The 22,585-nt window shown below is 72.6% G+C and carries 20 protein-coding genes; 10 read left to right on the top strand and 10 right to left on the bottom strand.

The genetic code is table 11. The features are described from left to right. Positions 1 to 80: 80 nt before the first annotated feature. The 3 genes from ABIC61_RS09465 to yczE form a co-directional block, all read right to left on the bottom strand. Entirely contained in the window at positions 81 to 662 is a 582-nt protein-coding gene (locus ABIC61_RS09465) for a PadR family transcriptional regulator (protein ID WP_144756166.1), read from the bottom strand. Continuing rightward, the gene (locus ABIC61_RS09460; RefSeq protein WP_144756161.1) at positions 659 to 1,492 is read right to left on the bottom strand and encodes a DUF4097 family beta strand repeat-containing protein; all 834 of its coding nucleotides are present in this window, start codon (positions 1,490 to 1,492) and stop codon (positions 659 to 661) included. The genes ABIC61_RS09465 and ABIC61_RS09460 overlap by 4 nt, the downstream gene beginning before the upstream one ends. 103 nt (positions 1,493 to 1,595) lie before the next feature. Further along, entirely contained in the window at positions 1,596 to 2,264 is a 669-nt protein-coding gene (gene yczE / locus ABIC61_RS09455; protein ID WP_354029700.1) for a membrane protein YczE, read from the bottom strand. A 60-nt stretch (positions 2,265 to 2,324) separates the two neighbouring features. Here yczE and yczR point away from each other — a divergent pair, with 60 nt between their 5' ends. From yczR to ABIC61_RS09440, 3 genes are all read left to right on the top strand, one after another. Next, positions 2,325 to 3,791 (top strand): MocR-like transcription factor YczR, encoded by a 1,467-nt coding sequence (gene yczR, locus ABIC61_RS09450; protein ID WP_354029699.1) that lies wholly within the window; start codon positions 2,325 to 2,327, stop codon positions 3,789 to 3,791. Between the two features lie 158 nt (positions 3,792 to 3,949). After that, complete coding sequence (locus ABIC61_RS09445; RefSeq protein ID WP_354029698.1) at positions 3,950 to 4,612, top strand: DUF6518 family protein; 663 nt, start codon at positions 3,950 to 3,952, stop codon at positions 4,610 to 4,612. 93 nt (positions 4,613 to 4,705) lie between these two features. After that, complete coding sequence (locus ABIC61_RS09440; RefSeq protein ID WP_354029697.1) at positions 4,706 to 7,882, top strand: efflux RND transporter permease subunit; 3,177 nt, start codon at positions 4,706 to 4,708, stop codon at positions 7,880 to 7,882. Here ABIC61_RS09440 and ABIC61_RS09435 read toward each other — a convergent pair. Both ABIC61_RS09435 and ABIC61_RS09430 read right to left on the bottom strand, forming a co-directional pair. Then, positions 7,879 to 8,175, bottom strand: a complete 297-nt coding sequence (locus ABIC61_RS09435) for a hypothetical protein (protein WP_354029696.1) — start codon at positions 8,173 to 8,175, stop codon at positions 7,879 to 7,881. The two genes, ABIC61_RS09440 and ABIC61_RS09435, sit on opposite strands and share 4 nt — an antisense overlap. Positions 8,176 to 8,442: 267 nt before the next feature. After that, a complete protein-coding gene (locus ABIC61_RS09430; RefSeq protein ID WP_354029695.1) occupies positions 8,443 to 9,483 on the bottom strand; it encodes an alpha/beta hydrolase in 1,041 nt (346 codons plus the stop codon). Positions 9,484 to 9,646: 163 nt separating this feature from the next. On the opposite strand from ABIC61_RS09430, the gene ABIC61_RS09425 reads away from it, so the two are divergent. Both ABIC61_RS09425 and ABIC61_RS09420 read left to right on the top strand, forming a co-directional pair. After that, the gene (locus ABIC61_RS09425) at positions 9,647 to 10,501 is read left to right on the top strand and encodes a PPK2 family polyphosphate kinase (protein ID WP_354029694.1); all 855 of its coding nucleotides are present in this window, start codon (positions 9,647 to 9,649) and stop codon (positions 10,499 to 10,501) included. A gap of 269 nt (positions 10,502 to 10,770) precedes the next feature. Next, on the top strand, positions 10,771 to 12,786 hold the full coding sequence (locus tag ABIC61_RS09420) for a DEAD/DEAH box helicase (protein ID WP_354029693.1): 2,016 nt from the start codon (positions 10,771 to 10,773) through the stop codon (positions 12,784 to 12,786). A 77-nt stretch (positions 12,787 to 12,863) separates the two neighbouring features. Here ABIC61_RS09420 and ABIC61_RS09415 read toward each other — a convergent pair whose 3' ends face one another. The 3 genes from ABIC61_RS09415 to ABIC61_RS09405 are packed head-to-tail and all read right to left on the bottom strand — an operon-like array spanning position 12,864 to position 14,492. After that, complete coding sequence (locus ABIC61_RS09415) at positions 12,864 to 13,373, bottom strand: mycothiol transferase (protein WP_354029692.1); 510 nt, start codon at positions 13,371 to 13,373, stop codon at positions 12,864 to 12,866. A 10-nt stretch (positions 13,374 to 13,383) separates the two neighbouring features. After that, positions 13,384 to 13,917: a MarR family winged helix-turn-helix transcriptional regulator gene (locus tag ABIC61_RS09410; protein WP_354029691.1), complete on the bottom strand. Its 534-nt coding sequence runs from the start codon at positions 13,915 to 13,917 to the stop codon at positions 13,384 to 13,386. Continuing rightward, complete coding sequence (locus ABIC61_RS09405) at positions 13,914 to 14,492, bottom strand: MarR family winged helix-turn-helix transcriptional regulator (protein ID WP_354029690.1); 579 nt, start codon at positions 14,490 to 14,492, stop codon at positions 13,914 to 13,916. The genes ABIC61_RS09410 and ABIC61_RS09405 overlap by 4 nt, the downstream gene beginning before the upstream one ends. 267 nt (positions 14,493 to 14,759) lie before the next feature. Here ABIC61_RS09405 and ABIC61_RS09400 point away from each other — a divergent pair, with 267 nt between their 5' ends. The 4 genes from ABIC61_RS09400 to ABIC61_RS09385 all read left to right on the top strand — a co-directional run bounded on the left by ABIC61_RS09400 (position 14,760) and on the right by ABIC61_RS09385 (position 20,815). Beyond that, entirely contained in the window at positions 14,760 to 15,359 is a 600-nt protein-coding gene (locus tag ABIC61_RS09400) for a hypothetical protein (RefSeq protein WP_144756069.1), read from the top strand. Between the two features lie 98 nt (positions 15,360 to 15,457). After that, positions 15,458 to 16,606, top strand: coding sequence for a S24/S26 family peptidase (locus tag ABIC61_RS09395; protein WP_354029689.1), 1,149 nt, complete (start codon positions 15,458 to 15,460; stop codon positions 16,604 to 16,606). A 70-nt stretch (positions 16,607 to 16,676) separates the two neighbouring features. Then, on the top strand, positions 16,677 to 17,840 hold the full coding sequence (locus ABIC61_RS09390) for a metallophosphoesterase family protein (protein WP_354029688.1): 1,164 nt from the start codon (positions 16,677 to 16,679) through the stop codon (positions 17,838 to 17,840). Continuing rightward, complete coding sequence (locus tag ABIC61_RS09385) at positions 17,840 to 20,815, top strand: AAA family ATPase (protein WP_354029687.1); 2,976 nt, start codon at positions 17,840 to 17,842, stop codon at positions 20,813 to 20,815. The genes ABIC61_RS09390 and ABIC61_RS09385 overlap by 1 nt, the downstream gene beginning before the upstream one ends. 157 nt (positions 20,816 to 20,972) lie before the next feature. Here ABIC61_RS09385 and ABIC61_RS09380 read toward each other — a convergent pair whose 3' ends face one another. Then, entirely contained in the window at positions 20,973 to 21,149 is a 177-nt protein-coding gene (locus tag ABIC61_RS09380) for a hypothetical protein (RefSeq protein ID WP_186322092.1), read from the bottom strand. Continuing rightward, positions 21,146 to 21,949 (bottom strand): class E sortase, encoded by an 804-nt coding sequence (locus ABIC61_RS09375; protein ID WP_354029686.1) that lies wholly within the window; start codon positions 21,947 to 21,949, stop codon positions 21,146 to 21,148. The genes ABIC61_RS09380 and ABIC61_RS09375 overlap by 4 nt, the downstream gene beginning before the upstream one ends. Before the next feature lie 96 nt (positions 21,950 to 22,045). Here ABIC61_RS09375 and ABIC61_RS09370 point away from each other — a divergent pair, with 96 nt between their 5' ends. Continuing rightward, positions 22,046 to 22,483, top strand: a complete 438-nt coding sequence (locus tag ABIC61_RS09370; RefSeq protein ID WP_144756057.1) for a GNAT family acetyltransferase — start codon at positions 22,046 to 22,048, stop codon at positions 22,481 to 22,483. Positions 22,484 to 22,585 lie beyond the last annotated feature (102 nt).

Here is a 22,585-nt window from a genome sequence, read left to right as displayed (position 1 = left end):
CGGGCGCGATGCCGTGGCCGTCGGCCGACGAGCGGACTGCCTGGAGGCACAGGTCGTCCCCGTCTGTCGGCCGACGGCCGTCAGAGCGACTTGCGCAGAGCCTCCAGGCCGTCGCGCAGACGCGTCACGGTGTCGGCGGTGAGCGTGCCGCGCGTGGCGCGGCGGCGGAGGTCCGCACGGACCTGCTGCCGGAACGACGACAGGGCCATCTCGACCTCGCGGAGTGCTCGGGCGCCCTCGGACGGCACGTCGACGGGCTCGTCGACGGTCCGGCCGCGCGGGCTCTGCGCGCTCGCGGCGAGGTCGGCGCGGAGCGACCGCATGGCCTCGCCCACCGAGGCGCGGACGCCGTCGGCGAGGGACTTCACGGAGTCGTTGACGCCGTTCTCGACCTCGGCGATCTCGTCGGCGCGGGCGTCCAGCTCGGCCCGACCCGCATCGGTGATCGCGTAGACGGTCTTCCGGCCGTCCGCGGACTTCGAGACGAGTCCCTCTTCCTCGAGCTTGGCGAGCCGCGGGTACACGGTGCCGGCACTCGGGACGTACGTGCCGCCGAAGCGGTCGCCGAGGGCCTGGATGACCTCGTACCCGTGCATCGGGTGGTCGGCGAGCAGGACGAGCAGGTAGAGGCGCAGGTGGCCGTGGGCGAAGACGGGGCTCATTCGACGACCTCCGTCTCCACGAACGCCGGAGCCTCGGGTGCCGCGTGCAGCACCGCGATGTCGCCGGAGACCGAGTTCACCCGGAGGTCCAGCCACTGCCCGGACAACTCGCCGCCCTGCTTGACGTACGAGCCACGGACGCCGCGGATCTCGGAGTCGTCGAACTGCAGCTTGCCGGATGCCGTGCTCACGGTGCACCGGTAGGGCACGCCGTCCTCGAGCCGGACGCTCACCGACCCGGACACCGTGTTCACGCGTGCCGAGTCCGGGGTGCCGTGCAGGTCGAGCACGACGTCGGCGCTCACCCCGTCGGCCGAGAAGCGCGGGATCGCACCCGTCGCCACGACGTCGCCCGAGACGGTGTGCACCGTCAGCGCTCCGTCGAGCTCGCGGATGGTCGTGGTGCCGGACACCGCGTTGACCGTCACGTCGCCCGCGATCTCGTCGACGACCAGGTCGCCGGACACCGTGTTGAGCGTGGCGCCGCGGTTCGTACCGGAGAGCAGCGCGCCGGCGGAGACGACCCCGACGGTGACGACCGCGTCGCGGGGCACCAGCACGCTGACGTCGGCGTGGGCCTTGCCGCGGAACGACTTCAGGAACCCGATCGGGTCGTCCCAGCGGACCTGCGGGTGGTCGATCGTGAGCGTGTCGCCGTCGAGCTCGATCTTCATCGGCTTGCCGGACACGCTGTGCACCTCGACGCGGGCGGTCGGCTCGTCGTGCGCGACGACGTCGACCTGACCACCGGCGAGGCCCACGCGCAAGCGGCGGACGATCCCGGTGTCGATCACCTTCGGCTCCTCGACGAGCCACTTCTCCTGGGCCATGTTGCCTCCTCGAACTCGCGATGTATCGCGTCTGTGGACGACACGTTATATCGCGAGTCGCGACTGCGCAAGCACCACGGGCCCGATGACCCGGCCACCCCGTTCAGGCGGCCGGCGTGACGGAGGCGGGTCGTGCCTCCAGGCCGGTGGTCGCGGCGTGAGCCGTGCGTTCCGGACTCCACGGGAACCGGCGGAAGAGGGGCATCAGGGGCTGGACCATGGGGCCGATCGCGAACGCGGCGATCACGGTGCCCGCACCGACGTCGCCGCCGAGCAGCCAGCCGACGATGACGACCGACACCTCGATCGCGGTCCGCGCGGCCCACACCGGCCAGCCGAGCCGCTCGTGCAGGCCGACCATCAGGCCGTCCCGCGCGCCCGTGCCGAACCCGGCGCCGATGTAGAACGCCGTTGCCAGCGCGAGCAGCAGGAGTCCGGCGACGAACAGCAGGACCCGTCCGACGAGCTCCGACGGGGTCGGGACGAGCCACAGCACGAGGTCAGCCGACGGCCCGATCGCCAGGGCGTTGAGCAGCGTGCCGATGCCCGGCTTCTGCCGGAGCGGGATCCAGAACAGCAGGATGACGCCGCTCGACACCACGGTGATGACGCCGAACGACCACGGCACGACGTTCTCGAGGCCCTCGGTGAGGACGGTCCACGAACTCACGCCGACGACGGCCCGGACCTGCAGTGCCGTCGACGCCCCGTAGAGGAACAGGCCGACGAAGAGCTGGACGAAGCGGAGCGTGAGGGCGGTCGAGCGGGGCATGGCTCGATCGTGCTCGGGATTGGACTGCACGTCGAGGGCCAATTCGGCTACCGTGGATCCATGACCGTCCTGCCCGCGACCCGCACCGGCGCCGTCCTGCTCAGCGCCCGAGCCGCCGCGCACCTCCTCACCGACTGGCGAGCGGGCACCGACGCCCCCGCGTACGAGGCGCTGTCCGATGCCCTGCGCGTCCTGGTGATCGACGGTCGGGTCCCGCTCGGCGTCCGCCTGCCCGCCGAACGCGGACTCGCGACCGCCCTCGGCGTCTCCCGCACCACCGTGGCGAACGCGTACGCGCGGCTGCGGTCCGACGGGTTCCTCGTGTCGGTCCGTGGCTCCGGCAGTGTGGTCCACCTGCCGCGGGACCTCGCCGGACGGCCGGACCCGGAACGGCTCGGCGGCGTGGTGTCCGGCGATCTGCTCGACCTCCGCAAGGCGGCGATGCACGCGGCCCCCGGCATCGCCGAGGCCGTCGAGCGGGCGGTGCGGCACGTCCCCGCGGCGCTCGCCGGCATCGGGTACGACACCGTCGGCGACCCGGGGCTGCGCGCCGCGATCGCTGCGCGGTACACCGAGCGCGGGCTGCCCACCGACGCCTCGCAGATCGTGGTGACCATCGGCGCGCAGCACGCCATCGCCCTGCTCGCCCGGGTGCTCGTCCGACGCGGCGACGCCGTCCTGGTCGAGTCGCCGACCTATCCGCACGCGCACGAGGCCTTCCGCGAGGCCGGCGGACGCCTCGTCGGCGTGCCCGTCGACGCCCGGACCGGCTGGGACGCCGCTGCGCTCGAGACCACGTTGCGGCGGACCGCACCGGCCGTGGCGTACGTGATGCCCGAGCTGCACAACCCCACCGGCGCGACGATGTCGGCGTCCACCCGGGAGCTGCTGCTGTCCGTGGCGGCATCGACGGGCACCACGGTGATCGCCGACGAGACGATGGGGGAGCTGCGGATCGAGGGGACGCCGTCGCTCCCACTGGCCGCCGGTTCCGATGCCGTCGTGATGATCGGGTCGGCGGACAAGGTGTTCTGGGGCGGCCTGCGCATCGGTTGGATCCGGGCTGCGCCCGAGCTCCTGCAGCGGCTGCTGCTCGCCCGTCCGACGGGCGACCTCGGCACGCCGGTCCTCGACCAGCTGGTCGCGCGGGAGCTCGTGCCACGCACGGCGGCCGTCCTGGAGGCGCGGCGCGAGTACCTGCGGCAGGGTCGCGACGACGTCGTGGGCGCGTTGCGCGCGCGGCTCCCGGAGTGGGACGTCCCGTCGCCGGCGGGCGGGTTGACGACGTGGGTCGGGCTCGGTCGGCCGGTGTCGAGCGCACTGGTGCTCGCCGCCCGGTCCGAGGGGGTCGTGCTCGCGTCCGGCGGGGTGTTCGGGCCGGACGGCGGGTTCGAGCGGTTCCTGCGGGTGCCGTTCACGATGCCGCCGGCCGATCGGGTGCGGCTCGTCGACGTGCTGGAGCGGTCGTGGGCGCGGATCGGCGGGGACAGTGCGGGGGTGCGGGGGTCGTTGGCCGCGGTGGTGTGATCGGGCGGGTGTGCGCGCGGGTGCGGGTGCGTGCGGGTGCGTGCGGGTGCGGGTGCGCGCGCGTGTGCGCGGCCCGTCATCCTGTGGGGTGACGGCGGGGCGTGCATCTCGCTCCGTGGGGTGATGTGGTCCGGCGGTCGGCACGGGAGTCTTGTCGCATGGACACGACCATGAAGGCGACGGCCACGGCTCCGGAGCGCGTCGCGTGCGCGGCGGTGCCCCCGGCTGCCCGCGTCTCGATGGCGCTGACCGGCTCGCTGCTCGCCGGCGTGCTGACCTCGTTCGGCCAGGCGGTCCCCGGGCTGTCGACCGTCTCGAACTCCGCCGGGCCGTGGTTCGTCGTCGCCGTGCTGCTGTGCCTGCTCGCCGGCGTCCGTGCGGGCCGGGTGGCGCTGCCGCTCGCGATGCTCCTCGGCGTGGTCCTGCTCGAGCTCATGCACGTGGGGTACTGGGCGACGACGAACCTCCGTGGCTTCCCGGACTTCCTGTCCATCACGAACTTCTGGGTCCTCATGGGGATCCCCGCGGGGGTGCTCGCCGGGGTCGTCGCCGTGGCCGTCCGCGACCGGGACACCCGGTGGCGCGGCGCAGCACTCGGTGCGACCGCAGCGGTGCTCGTCGGCGAGGGCGTCCGGGCACTGCTCCAGGTCGCCGACACCACCGGGCCGGTGACCTGGGTGGTCGAGATCGTCGTCGGGGTCGTGCTCCTCGCGGTGGCCGTCCTGACCGCCCGTGACCCGCTCGGCCGGGTCGTGGCGCTCGGGGTCGGGGTCCTCGGCACGGTCGGGGTGCTCGGGGTGTACCTGGCGCTGGGCGGCTGAGGTCGGTCCTCAACAGGGACTCGTCCGTCCTGGGTCCTCTACGGATCGCGGTGATCGCGTCCACGCACGGGTGGGTCCTGCAAGGATCGGAGCGTGCACCTCCTCTCGGTCTTCAGTCTCCGCAACCGGGCCCTCATCGCGCTCGTCACCGTCGTCGTCGCGGTGTTCGGCGGCATCGCGCTGACGAGCCTCAAGCAGGAGCTCATCCCGAGCGTCCAGTTCCCGCAGATCGCGATCGTCAGCGCCTACCCCGGTGCCACACCGGAAGTCGTGTCGAACGACGTCTCGACGAAGATCGAGCAGGGGATCCAGGCGGTGCCGGACCTCAAGTCCACGACGGCGACGTCGTCCACCGGCCAGAGCGTCGTCTCCGCCGAGTTCGCCTACGGATCGAACCTCGCCAGCGCCGAGGACAAGATCCAGACCGTCGTCAACGCACTGTCGCTGCCCGACTCGGTCCAGACGCAGATCGTCACCGGGTCCTTCGACGACCTGCCGGTCATCCAGCTCGCGGTCTCGGCGACCGGTGACCAGGAACAGCTCGTCGACCGCTTGAACGCCACCGCGATCCCCGACCTCGAGAAGCTCGACGGCGTGCGCGAGGCGGACGTCTTCGGCAACCCCGGCCGACGCGTCGTGATCACCCCGGACCGGACGGCGCTCGCCGCACGGGGGCTGTCGCAGACCGCCATCTCGGACGCCCTCGACGACAACGGCACGCTCATCCCCGGCGGCACGATCACGCAGGACGGCACGACGCTCTCGGTGCAGACCGGGCAGCGGATCGCCTCCCTCGACGACATCGAGGCGCTGCCGCTCACGGGCGGGACCTCGACGGCCACCATCGGCGACGTCGCGAAGGTCGCGATCCAGGAGTCCCCGCGCACCTCGATCAGCCGCGTCGACGGCGAGCAGGCCCTGACGATCGCGATCACGAAGACGCAAGAAGCCAACACCGTCGACGTCTCGACGACCGTGCGGGACGCCCTGCCCGACATCGAGAAGAAGATCACCGGTGACCCGAAGATCACCGTGGTGTTCGACCAGGCGCCGTACATCCAGCAGTCGATCGACTCCCTCGCCGAGGAAGGCCTGCTCGGCCTCGGGTTCGCCGTGGTCGTGATCCTGCTGTTCCTGCTGTCGGTCCGGTCCACGATCGTCACCGCGATCTCGATCCCGACGTCGGTGCTCCTCGCCGCGATCGGCATGCGAGCAGCGGACTACACGCTGAACATCATCACCCTCGCGGCGCTCACGATCGCGATCGGCCGCGTCGTCGACGACTCGATCGTCGTGATCGAGAACATCAAGCGACACCTGCAGCCAGGCGTCGACCGACGGCAGGCGGTGCTCGACGGCGTGCGCGAGGTCGCCGGCGCCGTGACGGCGTCGACGGTGACCACGGTCGTCGTGTTCCTGCCGGTGGCGTTCGTGGCCGAGCTCGTCGGCGAGCTCTTCCGGCCGTTCGCCCTGACCGTCACGATGGCGCTCGTCGCCTCCCTGCTCGTGTCGCTGACGATCGTGCCCGTGCTCGCGTACTGGTTCCTGCGCGCGCCGAAGCCGCACAAGCACGCCGGCGCGACCACCTCGTCAGCCGCAGCCGACGCGCCCACCGACACCGCGCCTCCAGGCCGGTCCGCGACGACGGGAGCACTCGCCTCCGCAGCCGACCTGCACGACGCCGCCGCTCCAGATCGCCTTCGCCGGGGCTACCAGCCCGTCCTCCGGTGGGTGCTCCGGACCCCGTGGACGGTGTTGATCCTGGCGGTCGTCGTCCTCGGCGGCACCGCGGCCGCGCTGCCCTTCGTCAAGACGAACTACCTCGGCGACTCCGGCCAGAACACGTTCACGGTGACGCAGGACCTCGACCCCGGCACCAGCCTCGACGTGCAGTCCGACGAGGCCCGGAAGGTCGAACGGCAACTGCGTGACGTGGACGGCGTCGACACCGTGCAGACGACCATCGGCACGAGCGGGCAGTCCATCCAGGCGGCGTTCGGTGGCGGTGCCTCCGCATCGATCCAGTACGCCGTGACGACGGACGCCGACGCCGACCAGGACCGGATCCAGTCCGACACCCGGAAGCGGCTGAACGCGCTCGAGGGCGCCGGTGACGTCACGGTCTCGTCGGCGGGTGGGGGCTTCGGCGGGAGCAGCGACATCGAGGTGGACGTCACGGCGCCGACCCAGGACCAACTCCGGACCGCGGCCGACCAGGTCCTGCGCGAGATGCGCAAGGTCGACCACACCACCGGGGCGTCGAGCAACCTGTCCTCGGCGGAGCCGTACCTCGCCGTCCGGGTCGACCGGTCGAAGGCGGCGGCGCTCGGCCTCACCGAGACGCAGGTCGGCGGGATCGTCGCCGCAGCCGTCTCGCCGCTGGACACCGGCACGGTGGAGATCGACGACGCCTCGCTCGACGTGTACATCGCCGACCCGGAGCCGCCGACGACGACGGCCGCGTTGCGGAGCCTGTCGATCCCGACGTCGACCGGGGCCGTCCCGCTGTCCGACGTCGCGACCGTCGAACGGGCCGAGGGACCGACCACCGTCACCACCTCGGACGCCGTCCGCACCGCGACCATCTCCGTCACGCCGGACGCCACGAACCTGGGTGCGGCGGTGCAGGCCGTCACCACCGCGGTTGACGGGCTCGACCTGCCGAGGGGTGCCTCGGCGACGATCGGCGGCGTGGCCTCGAGCCAGTCGTCGGCGTTCAGCCAGCTGCTGCTCGCGGCGCTGATCGCGATCCTCATCGTCTACGTGGTGATGGTGGCGACGTTCCGCAGCCTGCTCCAGCCGCTCCTGCTGCTCGTCTCGGTGCCGTTCGCCGCGACCGGGGCGATCCTGCTGCAGATCGTGTCGGGCATCCCGCTCGGGGTCGCGTCGCTGATCGGTGTCCTCATGCTCGTGGGCATCGTCGTGACGAACGCCATCGTGCTCATCGACCTCGTCAACCAGTACCGGCGACGAGGGCTCCGCGTCCGCGACGCTCTGGTCGAGGGAGCCACCCGGCGCCTCCGCCCGATCCTGATGACGGCACTCGCGACGATCTTCGCGCTCGTCCCGATGGCGATCGGGCTCACGGGCAAGTCGGGCTTCATCTCGCAGCCGCTGGCGCTCGTCGTCATCGGCGGTCTGGTGTCGTCGACGCTGCTCACCCTCGTGGTGCTGCCGGCGCTGTACTTCGTCGTCGAGCGGGCGCGCGAGCGTCGGGCCGACCGGCGCGCGGCGGCTGCGGGGACTGCGGCGGAGACGGCGGAGGGCTAGCGGCGGTACTCGGCGTCGACGGCCGCGATCGGGTCCACCGGCGCGGTCGGGGCTTCCTCACGCTCGACGGCGCGGAACCACGACACCAGCACGCAGGTCAGCGTCACGAGGAACACGACGCCGGCGCCCTGCGACAGCACGGTCATCCGACCCGTCACGGCTGCGTACCCACCGAACGCGACGGCAGCGGCGAACGACAGCCCGAGCAGGAGCTCGGCGAACGTCTGCAGCGACGAGTGCCGCTCCCAGCGGGTGGCGGTGTCGCGGGCAGGGCGGGTCGAGGTGTCGGTCACCCCGAAAGTCTGCTGCGGCCGTGCCCCGGGCGGCAGTCCCGACTCCGGGTGCCACCCGCCCGGGGCACGCCCGAGGCCGCGCCCTGCCCGCGCCCCGGTCTGTTCCGCCGGCCCTCCGCGAGAGCGACATATTCACGCCGTGTGTTCGCGGCAAACTGTCGCTCTCGCGGCACAGCCCGGGCCACTCGGCGGCAAGCTGTCGCTTCCGCGACACGGCGGCCGCTCGTCCGCCCGAGTCTCGTGGCGCACCGGCACCGGCACCGGCGCTCAGCCCAAGTGCCCCCGCAGGAACGTCGCCACGCGCTTGCTCATCGCCTCGTCGAGCTGCGCGATCGAGTGCGCCGACCCCTCCACGGCCACGAACGTCACCGGCACGTCGTGCTTCCGCAGGGTCGCCGCGAACTCCTGCGACTCCCACAGCGGGATGAACTCGTCCGTGGAGTGCCCGATGAAGAACGGCGCCGTGTCCGAGGTCACGTGGTACTCCGGCGATGCCCGGGTCGCCGCCGGACAGTTCGCGTAGGTCCGGCACCCGAGGTACAGCAACTGCTTCCGCTGGAACGACGCCGAGACCCCGTCGGCCCGGGTCGACCGCGAGGTCAGGTTCGTCGGCCCGCTCAGGTCGACGACGGCACGGATCCGGTCGCCCTCGGCGTAGGCGGTCGAGTCGTGGTCGGTGACGGCGAGCATCGCCGCGAGGTTCCCGCCGGCGCTGCCCCCGAACACCCCGACCCGCTTGCTGTCCACGTCGTAGGTCGACAGCGTCGTCGGTCGGAACACGAAGTCGAGTGCCCGGCGGACGTCGTCGAGCCCGGCCGGGAACGGGTCGGTCGGCGCGAGGCGGTAGTCGACGTTGAACGTGACGAACCCCTCGGAGGCGAGGTACTTGCACACCGACCGGTACGCCGCCGTCGCCTTGTCGCCGTGCGACCAGCTCCCGCCGTGGATCATGAGCACGGCGGGACGGGTGCCGCTGGCTGCCTCGGCGAGTGCTCCGGGGTCGGCCGGGGTCGAAGCCGACGCAGAGGCCGATGGTGTGGGGGCGGCCGTCGCGGTCGGCGTCGTCGTGGTGTCCGGAGCGCTGTCGGCGGGCAGGCAGACGTCGAGGCGCTGCAGCGCCTCCGACCCGTACGGCACGTCGGCGACCACGTCGATGCCGTGGTACCGCAGGGACAGCGGGTAGATGACGGGGCCGGCGGTGACCGTGCGGTTCTCGTCGCCGACGGGATCCGCCCTGCACGACGCGACCGCGCCGAGCGCCACGACCGCGGCGACGAGCGCGAGCAACGTGCGACGGCCTGACCTCATCGAGTCCACCGTAACTCGCCCTCCGCGCGCCGACGTCCACCCGTGGGACGAACGGCCACGCGGCGCACTCCACCCAACGGACGACCCCGACGGACGAAAGAACACCCCCGGGCGAACCCGCCCCCACGGTGCCAGGATGAGAGACGACCCCGCAGGAGGACCCGTGAGCCGTCGCAAGGCCTGGAACGCCGACCCCGAACCGCTGCTCCGCGTCGAGGATGGATTCCGCCTCGACCGCGTCGACCCCGACGGCACCCCGGGGTTCCCCGGCCGCAAGATCGACGGCCTCGAGGCGCTCGCCGCGGGCGAGTCCCGCCTGTCCGCCCTGCAGGAGCGGCTCTGGGCGGCATCGACCGCGGGGGACCAGCGCCGGGTGCTCCTCGTGCTCCAGGCGATGGACACCGCCGGCAAGGGCGGGATCGTCTCGCACGTGGTCGGCGCGGTGGACCCGAACGGCGTGCACTACGCCGGCTTCAAGGCCCCGACCGCCGAGGAACGCGAGCACGACTTCCTCTGGCGCATCGAACGACAGCTGCCGGGAGCAGGCCAGCTCGGCGTGTTCGACCGCTCGCACTACGAGGACGTCCTCATCCAGAAGGTCCGTTCGTTCGCACCCCCGGAGGAGATCGAGCGCCGCTACGGCGCGATCGTCGACTTCGAGGACGGGCTCGCCGAGCAGGGCACGAGCATCGTCAAGGTGATGCTGCACATCTCGAAGGACGAGCAGCGCGAACGGCTCGGCGAACGCCTGGACCGCCCGGACAAGCACTGGAAGTTCAACCCGGGCGACATCGACGAGCGGCTGCTCTGGGACGACTACCAGGAGGCGTACCAGACGGTCTTCGACCGTACCTCGACCTCGCGTGCGCCCTGGTACGTGATCCCCGCGAACCGCAAGTGGTACGCGCGGCTCGCCGTCCAGCAGCTCCTCCTCCGCACACTCGAGGACATGCAGCTCACGTGGCCCGCGGCGGACTTCGACGTGGCCGAGCAGCGACAGCGGCTCGCCGAGTCCTGATCGCGGCGGCCGTCCTGGAGGCACGGATCGCCGCCACCGCGCACCGCGCGCCCGCCTCGGGGCTGGCATCAGGGCGCGTGGTCGCGTAGACTCGGTCGGTCGGCCTTCGACGCCGTGACATTGCGATCACGGAGTTCAAGTTTGGGTGTGTGTTGCTCGAGGGCTGGATTCACGTCGATCCGCGACGGGAAGAACCCCCTCTCCGCATTCAGCCCCCGCCGATGTCGCTGCCGGGCGCTGCGGTACGTCTGCACCCCGAGAAAGTAGCCATGGCCCCGTACAACAAGGGCGGCGCGGACAACCGCGCCTCCGACCGTGTCCGTCACCCGAACGGCACCCCCGCCGCACGCAGCAGCAAGCACCGCGGGTTCCGCGCTGCCGACCCGTCGGCTCCGCGGCAGAAGCAGCGTTGGGACGCCGAGGAGCGTCGCGGCCGCGCATCGCAGGGCGAGCGCCCGAGCCGTCCGAACTGGGAGCCGCGCGACGGTGGTCAGAGCCGCCCGCAGCGCGACGACCGTGGCGGCCGCCGCTTCGACCGTGATGACCGCGCTCCCCGTCGCTTCGACCGTGACGACCGGGCTCCCCGTCGTGACAGCGATGACCGTCCGCGTCGGAACTTCGACCGCGACGACCGCGCTCCGCGTCGGTTCGACCGTGACGACCGTGCGCCCCGTCGGTTCGATCGTGACGACCGTGCCCCGCGTCGGTTCGACCGTGACGACCGTGCGCCGCGTCGTGACGGCGACGACCGTCCGCGTCGGAACTTCGACCGTGACGACCGTGCGCCCCGTCGGTTCGACCGCGACGACCGCGCCCCCCGTCGTGACAACGACGACCGTCCGCGTCGGTTCGACCGTGACGAGCGTGCCCCGCGCCGGTTCGACCGTGACGACCGCGCTCCCCGTCGTGACAACGACGACCGTCCGCGTCGGAACTTCGACCGCGACGACCGTCCCCGTCGGAACTTCGACCGCGACGGCGGTGCTCCCCGCCGGTTCGACCGCGACGACCGCGACCGCACCGAACGCAAGCCGTTCGTCCCCGCGGACGACGTCAAGCTCGAGAAGCTCCAGGCCGAGGCCACCGTCGCGGCCGACGTCGAGGGCGTGACCTTCGGCGACCTCGGCATCGGCGGCAACATCTCCCGCGCCCTGCAGGAGCTCGGCGCCAGCAGCCCGTTCCCGATCCAGGCGGCGACGATCCCCGACGTGCTCGCCGGCAAGGACGTGCTCGGCCGTGGCCGCACGGGCTCCGGCAAGACGATCGCCTTCGGTGCGCCCCTCGTCGAGAAGCTCATGGAGAACGGCGGCGGCACGAAGCGCAAGATGGGCCGCGCCCCGCGTGCGCTCATCCTCGCGCCGACCCGTGAGCTCGCCCTGCAGATCGACCGCACGGTGCAGCCCATCGCCCGCTCGGTCGGCCTGTTCACGACGCAGATCTACGGCGGTGTCCCGTACGGCCGTCAAGAGGGTGCGCTCCAGCGCGGCGTCGACATCATCGTCGGGACGCCGGGCCGCGTGCAGGACCTCATGAACAAGGGGAAGCTCGACCTCAGCGAGGTCGTCATCTCCGTGCTCGACGAGGCCGACCACATGTGCGACCTCGGGTTCCTCGAGCCGGTGCAGGAGATCCTCTCCGCCACTGCCGAGGTCACCCCGGAGGGCAACCGCGCCCAGAAGCTCCTGTTCAGCGCGACGCTCGACGCGCAGGTCGCCTCGCTCGTCGAGGAGTTCCTGCACGAGCCGTCCGTCCACGAGGTCGCCGGTGAGGACCAGGCGTCGTCGACGATCGACCACCGCGTGCTCGTGGTCGAGCAGCGCCAGAAGGACCAGCTCCTCGAGGAGCTCGTCGCTGGGGACGGCAAGACCATCGTCTTCGCCCGCACCCGCGCCTACGCCGAGCGTCTGGCCGACCAGTTCGAGGACGCCGGCATCCGCGCGACCTCGCTCCACGGCGACCTGAACCAGTCCCGTCGTACGCGCAACCTGCAGCTGCTCACGAGCGGCCGGGTGAACGTGCTCGTCGCGACCGACGTCGCCGCCCGCGGCATCCACGTGGACGACGTGTCGCTGGTCGTGCAGGCCGACGCCCCGGACGACTACAAGGCGTACATGCACCGTTCGGGCCGCACGGGTCGTGCCGGCAAGGAGGGCACGGTCGTGACGATCGTCCCGCGCAGCCGTCGCCGCAAGATCGAGGGCATCCTCGAGCACGCGGAGATCGAGGCGGAGCTCGTCGACGCCGCTCCCGGTGACGGGATCGTCGCGGAGCTCGCCGCGCGGTAGTCGCGAGCTGACGGACGACGGGAGGCACGGTGCCAGCTGGCACCGTGCCTCCCGTCCGTCCGTCCGTCCGGACCGCGTCAGCGGTTGAAGAAGAGCAACCCGCGCACGTACCCGGCCTGCCCCGCGTGCTGCGTGCAGTCGTCGAGGATGCTCACGAGCCGCGCGCCCCGCGTGACGGGCGGGTCCCACGCGTCGTCGACCACGGGGTCGAAGTCCTCCGGCGAGAGCGTCCGCACGTAGGCGACGGTCCGCTCGTGCACGGCACGGAGGTACCCGACCAGCAGATCGGCCGAGGCACGCACGCGCCCGACGTCGTCACGGGACATGCCGTACCCGAGCGCCTCGGCGGGGAACGGCAACCCGAACCGCTCCACCCAGCCGTCCGCGGTCCACACCTGCTCGCTGCCCGCGAGGTCCGCGACCTGGGCGTCCTGCCCGCGCGCGATGTGCCACGCGAGCCAGGCGAGCGTGTTCGCACCGGCGGCCGGACGTGCGGCCAGCTGGTCCTCCGACAGCCCGTCGACGGCCCGTTCGACGGTCGACGGGATGCGTGAGAACGCTTCGATGAGGAGTTCTGAGGGGGTCATGCGGGCCACGCTACGCGCGGGCACCGTGTGCCGCGAGCTCGGCGTCGAACGCCTCGAGCAGGGTCGCGAGCGTGCCCATCTGGTCCGCCGGGACGGCGGTGGTGAAGGCCTCGCGGTAGACGTCCTTGACCTCGTCGACGGTGCGGGTGCCCGCGTCGAGGATGACCACCTCGACGCTCCGCCGGTCGTTCGGGTTGGGGATGCGCCGGACGAGGTCGCGCTGCTCGAGCCGGTCGATGAGCGAGGTCATCGCACCGGTGGAGAGGCCGAGGTACGCGGTGGCCTCCTTCGGCAGGACGCTGCCGCCCGGGCGCGCGGCGAGCGAGAACAGGAAGCGGAGGTCGGTGAGTCCGAGCCCGCGCCGCGACGCCTCGACGTTCACGAGTCGGGCGTGGTGGATCTGCAGGCGCCGGTAGACCTCGAGCACGCGGTCGAGGTCGGTCTCCGGTGCCGCCCCGGACACGGGTGACACGGGCGACGACGACCCGGCGGGGACGGCGGCGGCACCGGGCGCGGTGGGGTCGTCCGGCAGCACCGCGGTCACGAGGCGGACCCGACCCGTGGCGCGGACCCGTCCCGCGGCGCGGTGACCGTGCGCGAGTGGTGGTCGAGCGCCACTCCGAGTCGGTCGAACGCCTCGGCGAGCCGGTCGCGGTCCCCGGGGGCGATCACGTCCCGGAACGCCGACGTGTAGACGGCGCCGATCTGCTTCGCGACCTCGGCCCCGGACGGGGTGAGGTGGATGAGGATGCTGCGGCGGTCGTTCGGGTTCGGGCGGCGCTCGAGGTGGGCGCGCTTCTCGAGCCGGTCGATCAGCGAGGTCATCGCCCCGGTGGTGAGCTCGAGGTACTCGCCGGCCTGCTTCGGGGTGGTGCCCTCGCCGTCCGCTGCCGCGAGGAAGAACACGAACCGGGCATCGGTGGCGTTCAGGCCACGGCTGGAGCTCTCGTGGTGGAGCACTCGGGCGTGCTGCATCTGGAGCATGCGGAACGCGGTCATGAGCTTCGCCAGGTCGGTGTCCGGCGCGGTCTCGGGCACGCTCACGGTGGGTGACACCGGCGCAGGGGGGAGCTGCGCGGTGTCCAGCGGGTGCGCGAGTGCGGGGACGGTGTCCGTCATCGGGCGGCTCTCTCGGGTGCGTGATCGCCTGCGCGATCGTGGGGACGGCACTGGTGTGCCGTCGTGCTGCTCATTGAACAAGTATCTCACTCGTCGAACTACCCCCAGCAGTGGGGGCGTAGCTTCCCTTGTGAGCCGCACGGCCTCCAAGTAACTTGATCGTCGTACCAACCACAGCGTCGAACAACCACGACGCGGTACCAACCACAGCGTCGAAGCGCGGCCAACCACCGCGGGCCCGTCGCACCATGGATCAGGAGCTCCGTCATGTCCCGTGTCACCCCTCGCGCCGCTCGTCTCGCCGCCTGGATCGCCATCCCCGCCGCACTCGTGGCCTCGGGTGTCGTCGTCTCGACCGCGTCGTACTCGGCGTTCTCGGCCACCACCGTGAACCCGACGAGCAACTGGACGGCCGGCAGCGTCGCCCTGACCGACGACGACAACAACACGGCGCTGTTCACCGCGACGGGCCTCAAGCCCGGTTCGACCGGCGCGAACTGCATCACCGTCACCTCGACCGGGTCGCTCGCCTCGACGGTGAAGCTGTACGGCACGAACCCCGCCACCACGAACAACCTCGCCGGCAACATCAACCTGCAGGTCGAGCAGGGCACCGGCGGCGGCTTCGGCTCGTGCACGGGCTTCACGCCGGCGTCGACCAGCGGCACGCTCTACAACGGCACGCTCGCCGCGTTCGGCACCGGCTCGACCAACTTCGCGACCGGCCTCGGCACGTGGGCCCCGACCGGGTCCGCGTCCGAGTCGCGCGTCTACCGCTTCACCTACACGGTCTCGAGCACCGCGCCGAACACGGTGCAGGGCGGCACCGCGTCGATCGGCCTCACCTGGGAGGCCCAGAACAGCTGAGCCGGGGTCCGTCCCCGCTCGCTGGTGACGTCCGGGACCGGGCCCGACGCGGTCCCGTCCGTCACCCTCCGTCAACGCGCCCCCGGTCGAAGGCAGTCATGGTCAGCATCGAAGTGCACGGTGGTCCCACACCGCACGACGTGCTCCGCGACGCCGTCGACTGGGGGCGCGTCGTCGTCGCCACGCTCGCCCGCGGGGTCGTCGCGACCCTGCTCGGGCTCGCGCTCTGGGCCGCCGCGCCCGCCGTCATCGGCTGGCAGCCGACGACGGTGATGACCGGGTCGATGGAGCCGCGGCTCACCCCGGGCGACGTGGTCGTCTCGCGTCCGGTCTCGGCCGGCGAGGTCAGGACGGGCAAGATCCTGCTCGCCGACGACCCGGACCAGCCCGGGCACCTGCGCATGCACCGCTACGTCGAGGACGGCCCCCGCGGCACCCTGATCACGAAGGGCGACGCCAACCCGCAGCAGGACTCGACACCGATCGAGCAGTCCGCCGTGCACGGGGTCGCGTTCCTGCGCGTGCCGTTCGTCGGGGCGCCGGTCCTGTGGATCCGGCAGGGCGAGTGGGCCAAGACCGGCATGCTCGCGCTCGGGCTCTTCGCGGTGCTCGCCCTGTGCACGATCGACGGGTCGCTGCGGCGACTCGTCGCGGCCGACGGCACCGACGGCACCGACGGTGACGAGGGTGAGGACGGTACCGATGACGGCCTGGAGGCGCGGGACGGCGCCGCCACGCGCCTCCAGGCCGTCGCTCCCACCGTCCACGACCCCGAACCCGCCAGCCGCCGCGCCGCACGTCGACGGGAGCGACGCGCACGGCGGGTCCGCCGGCTCGGCGCGGCGGCCGCCGCGCTCGTCGTCGCCGGTGGTGCCGGTGTGCTCCTCCCCGCACAGGCCGTCGCAGCGCCGTGGTCCAGGACGACGACCACCGCGCTGTCCTTCGGTGCCCTGACGGTGCCGGAGGCGACCACGCTCGTGTGCTCGCCGAACGGCGACGGCTCCGTGAACATCGCGTTCGCGTACGGGGGATCTGCGGCGACGTCGTTCTCGGTGATGAACGGCACGACCGTGCTCGCGACCGGCACGACGACACCGGTGCGGGTGGTCGGTTCCGGACTGCTCCCGCTCGGGCAGGCGTACACCGTCACGCTCCGGGTCAACTACCTCGGGAACTGGGTGTCGACCAGCACCGCGACGGCACGCATCCAGACCGCGCTCATCGGCACGAACCTCAGCTGCGGCTGACGTCGGCAAGTTCTCCACAGGCGACCGCGGGGCGTCCGGGGATGTCCGCGGCCGGCGCTACCGTGGCGGCATGCGCATCCTGCACACCGGCGACTGGCACCTCGGCCGCACGCTGCTGGGTGCCGACCTGCTCGAGCACCAGGCGGCGTTCCTGGACTGGCTCGTCGACCTGGTGCGGGCGCGCGCGGTCGACCTCGTCGTCATCGCGGGGGACGTGTACGACCGTGCGATCCCGCCGGTGCACGCCGTCCGGATGCTCTCCCACGCGCTCGAGCGCCTCGCCGAGACCACCACGGTGGTCCTGACGCCCGGCAACCACGACTCCGCCGCGCGGCTGGGGTTCGGCGCCAGGGTGATGGGCGCGCGCGTCCGGATCCTCGCCGAACCCGCCGGCATCGCCACCCCCGTGCTCGTCGACGACGCCGATGGTCCGGTGGCCGTCTACGGCATCCCGTACCTCCACCCCGACCTCACGCGGTACGCCCTCGCCGCCGTGCCCGACGAACCGCTCGCCCGGTCGCACCAGGCCGTCGTCGGCGCCGCGATGGACCGCGTCCGCGCCGACCTCGCCGGGCGTCCGGGTACGCGCAGCGTCGTCGTGGCGCACGCCTTCGTCGGCGGCACCGAGCCGAGCGACAGCGAACAGGACATCCGCGTCGGCGGGGTCGACCGGGTGGCCGAGTCGGTGTTCGACGGGGTCGACTACGTGGCGCTCGGGCACCTGCACGGTCCGCAGCGCGTGGGCGACGGCGACCGGATCCGGTACGCCGGGTCGCCCCTGGCGTTCTCGTTCGGTGAGCCGAACCAGCAGAAGTCGGTGACGGTCGTCGACCTCGATGCCTCCGGAACGGTCACGGTCGAGCTCGTGCCGGCGCCGGTGCCCCGCCGGCTCGTCGACGTCCGCGGCACGATCGACGACGTCGAGTCCGGTGCGTTCCGGTCGGCGTCGGACGCCTGGGTCCGCGTGGCCGTGACCGACTCCGTGCACCCCGAGCGGATGTACGCGCGGGTGAAGGACCACTTCCCGTTCGCCCTCGCGATCACCCACGAGCCGGCCGACCGCGGCGAACGCGCCGCCGCACGTGCCGTCACCGCGACGTCCGACCCGGTCGAGGTCGCGGCCGACTTCGTCTCCTTCGCCACCGGTGCGGCGCCGGACGACGACGACCGCGCGATCCTGACCGAGGCGTACGAGGCCGCGGCCCTCGCCCTGCAGCGCGAGGGGGACCGCTGATGTACCTGCACCGTCTCGAACTCCGTGCGATCGGGCCCTACCCGGAGCTCGTGTCGATCGACTTCGCCGCGCTCGCTGCATCGGGGGTGTTCCTGCTCGAGGGGCCGACGGGCTCCGGCAAGTCGACGATCATCGATGCCGTGGTGTTCGCCCTGTACGGCGGGCTCGCCGGTGCCGACGCCAGCAACGACCGGCTGCACAGCCAGCACGCCGACCCCGCGGTCGAGCCGTACGTCGAGCTCGTCTTCGAGACCGGTGCCGGCGTCTACCGGGTCCGGCGCTCCCCGCAGTACGACCGCCCCAAGCAGCGGGGGACCGGCACGGTCAAGCAGCAGGCAGCGGCGCAGCTGTTCCGGCTCGTCGGTCCGGCCGACGTCGCGGGCGAACCGGTGTCGTCCCGCATCCCCGAGGTGGGTGCCGAGATCGCTCGGATCGTCGGGCTCGACAAAGCCCAGTTCCTGCAGACCGTGGTGCTGCCGCAGGGTGAGTTCGCACGCTTCCTGCGGTCCCCGGGCGAAGAGCGCCGGAAGCTCCTGCAGTCCTTGTTCGGCACGCAGGTCTACGACCGGACCGCCGAGGAGCTCGCCGCCCGGCGCCGAGCGGTGCAGGCCGAGGTCGACGGCGCCGACGCCCGCGTGCGGGACGCCCTGAACCGCTTCGCCCAGGCCTCGGGCACCGATGACCCGGAGGAGTCCGAGGTCCCGACGACGGTGGCCACGCTCCGCTCGGTCGCCGACGCCGCCGAGGCAGCACGCGCGACGGCCTCGGCGGCGGCGACCGCCGCCGCGGCCCACGAGCAGGCCGTCACCACACGTGCGGCAGCCCTCGACCGGCGGGCGGCGCTCCTCGGGCGTCGGGCGGCGCTCGAGCAGCACGCCCCGCGGGTCGACGCGGCCCGGACCCGTCTGGCGCTCGGCGAGCGGGCCGCCCGCGTCGTCGCCGTCGCGGACGGCCTCGACGCGGCCCGGACCCGGTCGGCCCAGGCGACGGCCGACGCCGAGGCACTCCGCGCTCGGCACGCCGTCACGAGCGGAGCGGAGGATCTCGCCCGGGAGCGTGCTGCCGCCGCGGAGTCCCTCGCCGAGGTCCGACATCTCGTCGCCGTCGAACGTGCGCTCCCGGGCCGACGTCGGACGATCGCCGACGCGGTGGGACGGGGGGAGCAGCTCGTCGTGCGGCTCGCCGAACTCGACACCGCGCTCGAGGCCCGCCCCGCCGAGCGCTCCAGGATCGTCGAGGACGCCCGCGCCGCCGCAGCACTCGCCGCCGGAGCCGAAGCCGCTCGGGTCGAGGTCGAGCGGATCGACCAGCTGCGTGCCGACCTGACGGCGCGCGGCGAGGCGGACCGCCGTGTCCGCCGCGCCGAACAGGCCAAGACCGACGCCGGTGCCACCGCGCTCGATCGGGTCCGCGCGGAGCAGCAGCTCCGTGAGCGTCGGATCGCCGGGCTCGCCGGAGAGCTCGGCGCCGCGCTGGCCCCGGGGGACCCGTGCCCGGTGTGCGGCGCGACCGAACACCCGGTGGTCGCGACGCCGCAGGACGACCACCCCACGACCGAGGCGATCGAGGCTGCGGGTGCCGTCGCACGTCGTGCCGAGCAGGACCTGTCCGACGCCGCCGCGACGCTCGCGGTCGAACGTGCGGCGCTGGAACGCCTCGTCCAGGCGCTCGGCGACACCGACGCGGTCACGATCGACGCGTTGGCCGCCGCCGCTGCGGCACGCGTGCAGGCCGCGCACGACGCCGCCGTGCTGGTCCGCACGCTGGAACAGCAGCGGGCCGCGCACGACGAGCAGACCCGAGCCCTCGAGCGGCAGCGCAACGAGGTCGATGCCGAGCGCGCGGTCCTCGCCGGATCGGTCGCGGCCGACGGAGAGCGCGTGGCGGCAGACACCGCACTCGTGCAGCAGGGCGTCGCACGGGTCGCCGCGCACCTCGACGACGTCCCCGATGATCTGCAGACGGGTGTCGAGCAGCTCGACGCCCTCGTCGCCCGGCTCGATGCGGTGGCGCAGGCAGACGCCCGCGCCGCCACCGCAGCCGAGGCCGTGCACGACCGGGCGGCCGACGTCCAACGGGTCCTCGCCGAGCAGGAGTTCGACGACGTCGCGGACGCCCGTGCGGGCGTGCTCGACCGGGCGTCCGCCGAGCGCCTCCGGGACGAGGTCGCCGAGGCGGACCGCGAGCGTGCGGTCGTCGACGCAGGGCTCGCCGACGCCGCCGTGGTCGCCGCTGCCGACGACGACCGGGAACGACTCGACCTCGACGGTGCCCGTGCCGCGCGCGAGCAGACCGCGGTCGCAGCGGACGACGCGACCCGACTCGCGACCTCCGCCGGCGACCGCGCTGCCGCTTCCGAGCAGTGCGCCGCCGACCTCGCCGCCGCCGTCCGGGCGCGCGACGACACCTCGGCGCGCAGCCGTGCGGTGGTCCGGCTCGCGGACATCGCGGCGGGGGCGCCCTCGGTGAACCCGAGCGGCATCACGCTCGGCACCTACGTGCTCATGCGGCGCTTCGAGGACGTCGTGGCGGCGGCGAACGACCGGCTCCGGGCGATGCTCGCCGGCCGGTTCACCCTCGAGACCTCCGACGAGCGGGAGTCGGGCTCACGCGCACGCCGCACCGGACTCGCGCTCGCCGTGCACGACCAGACGACCGACACCGTTCGTGACCCGCGCAGCCTGTCCGGCGGTGAGACGTTCACGGTGTCACTGTGCCTGGCGCTCGGGCTCGCCGATGTCGTGCAGGCCGAGGCCGGCGGTGTCTCCCTCGGCACGTTGTTCGTCGACGAAGGCTTCGGCACGCTCGACCCGGAGACGCTCGACGACGTCATCGGTCAGCTTTCACGACTGACGGCCGGTGGGCGTCAGGTCGGGATCGTCAGTCACGTCGAGGAACTGAAGCAGCGGATCCCGGAGCGGATCGCCGTGCGCCGGACGGCCGACGGCGGCTCACGCGTGACGACCACGGTCTGACGCGCGGGCACGCACGCGGCGCACGCACGCACGCGCGCGGCGCGCGGCGCGGCGCAGTGTGCGAGGGTCCGCGCATTGTGCGAGGCGATCGGCGTCCCACCGTGGGCGGGACCTCGCACACTGCTGGATCGCTCGGGCCCCGCATCCGCCTCGCGGGTCAGGGGGACGGGGTGACGTCCACCGTGCCGTCCGGCGGCGGCAGGATGTCCGCCGCGACCCACGGGAACACCCACGTGAAGAGGACGAAGACGATCGCGGCGAGCAGCACGAGCAGCTCGATCACCTTGAGCGCGGTGGGTCCGGGCAGGATCCGCCAGACGAACGGAAAGATCACTTCGTCGTCTCCGAGAGTTCCTTCGGGGTGCCCTCCGACGCGGGCATCCAGTAGTCGAGCTTTGCGTGGGTGACGTACCGCTCCTTCGCCGACCACATCGGGTGGCACGCGGTCAGGGTCAGCCAGCGGTCACTGGCCGTCGGTTCGACGCCGGGCTTGTTCGGCACCGGAGCGATCGTCTCGACGTGGTCCGGCGTGACGATCTGCGAGTCGGTGACCTTGTACACGTACCAGACGTCGAACTTCGTCTTGGCGTCGGTGACCCGCACGACGATGTCGTCCCCGGTCTTGAGCTCCGCGATCTGGTTGAGCGGCTTGCCGTAGGTGACGCGATGTCCGGCGACGGCGAAGTTGCCCTCGGCGCCCGGCATCGCGGTGTCCTGGTAGTGGCCGAGGCCGATCGTGTTGAGGACCTTCTCACGGTCCGTGCCCTCGCCGATGGGGCGGTCGTAGTCCTTGCCGAAGCGGGGGATCTGCATCGTGCCGAAGACGTCGGTCACGTTCGGTGGCTCGGCGAGCACGGGCGCCGGGCCGCGGTGCTCGGTACCGGTCCCGGAGGTGTCCTTCTGCCCGAGCCCGTCGACGAGCTTCGTCTGCGCGTTCACCGCGACGACGTCGGTCCACCACGCCGTCCACACCACGTAGAGCCCGGTGCCGGCACCCGCGATGATGAGCAGCTCGGCGATGAGCGAGACGATCGCGCCACCGACGGTCTGGCGACGGCGCGGCGCCGGACGCGCGGATCGACCGTCGCCGTCGCGGCCTGATCGACGCGACGGGAGTGTCTCGTGTGCGGTCACGGGGCTCCTGATCCGGATGGGGTGGTCGGACAGGTCTATCAGATCACGACGGCGCCTCCGTGACGAGGTTCTCCACAGCACCGTTACCGTGTGGAGATGCAGCACGTCCTCCGCGCTTTCACGCCCGCCGACACCGAGTCCGTCGTCGCCCTGTGGGAGGCGTGCGGTCTCGTGCGTCCGTGGAACGACCCCCGACGCGACATCGCCCGCAAGCTCTCGGTGCAGCCCGAGCTGTTCCTCGTCGCCGAGGACGCCGACGACCCGGCCCGCCCGGTCGTCGGCGCTGGGATGGCCGGGTTCGACGGGCACCGGGGCTGGGTGAACTACCTCGCCGTGCGGCCGGACCTGCAGGGCTCCGGACTCGGCCGTGCGTTCATGTCCGAGTTCGAGCGGCTGCTGACGGACCTCGGCTGCCCGAAGCTCAACCTGCAGGTGCGCGCCGGCAACGAGCAGGTCATCGGGTTCTACGAGTCCCTCGGCTACACGGACGACCGAACGGTCTCGCTCGGCAAGCGCCTCATCCCCGACGCCTGACGCGCGTCCGCCGACTCGCGACCCGCCCGAGTCTCGCGCTGGGCGACACTCTTCGTGCCGGAACGCCCGAGAACTGTCGCTCAGCCCGAGTCTCGGGCCGCG

It is taken from the genome of Curtobacterium sp. 1544 (assembly GCF_040544915.1).
GTDB lineage: Bacteria > Actinomycetota > Actinomycetes > Actinomycetales > Microbacteriaceae > Curtobacterium > Curtobacterium pusillum_C.
This window is presented reverse-complemented; position numbering and strand designations above follow the sequence as displayed.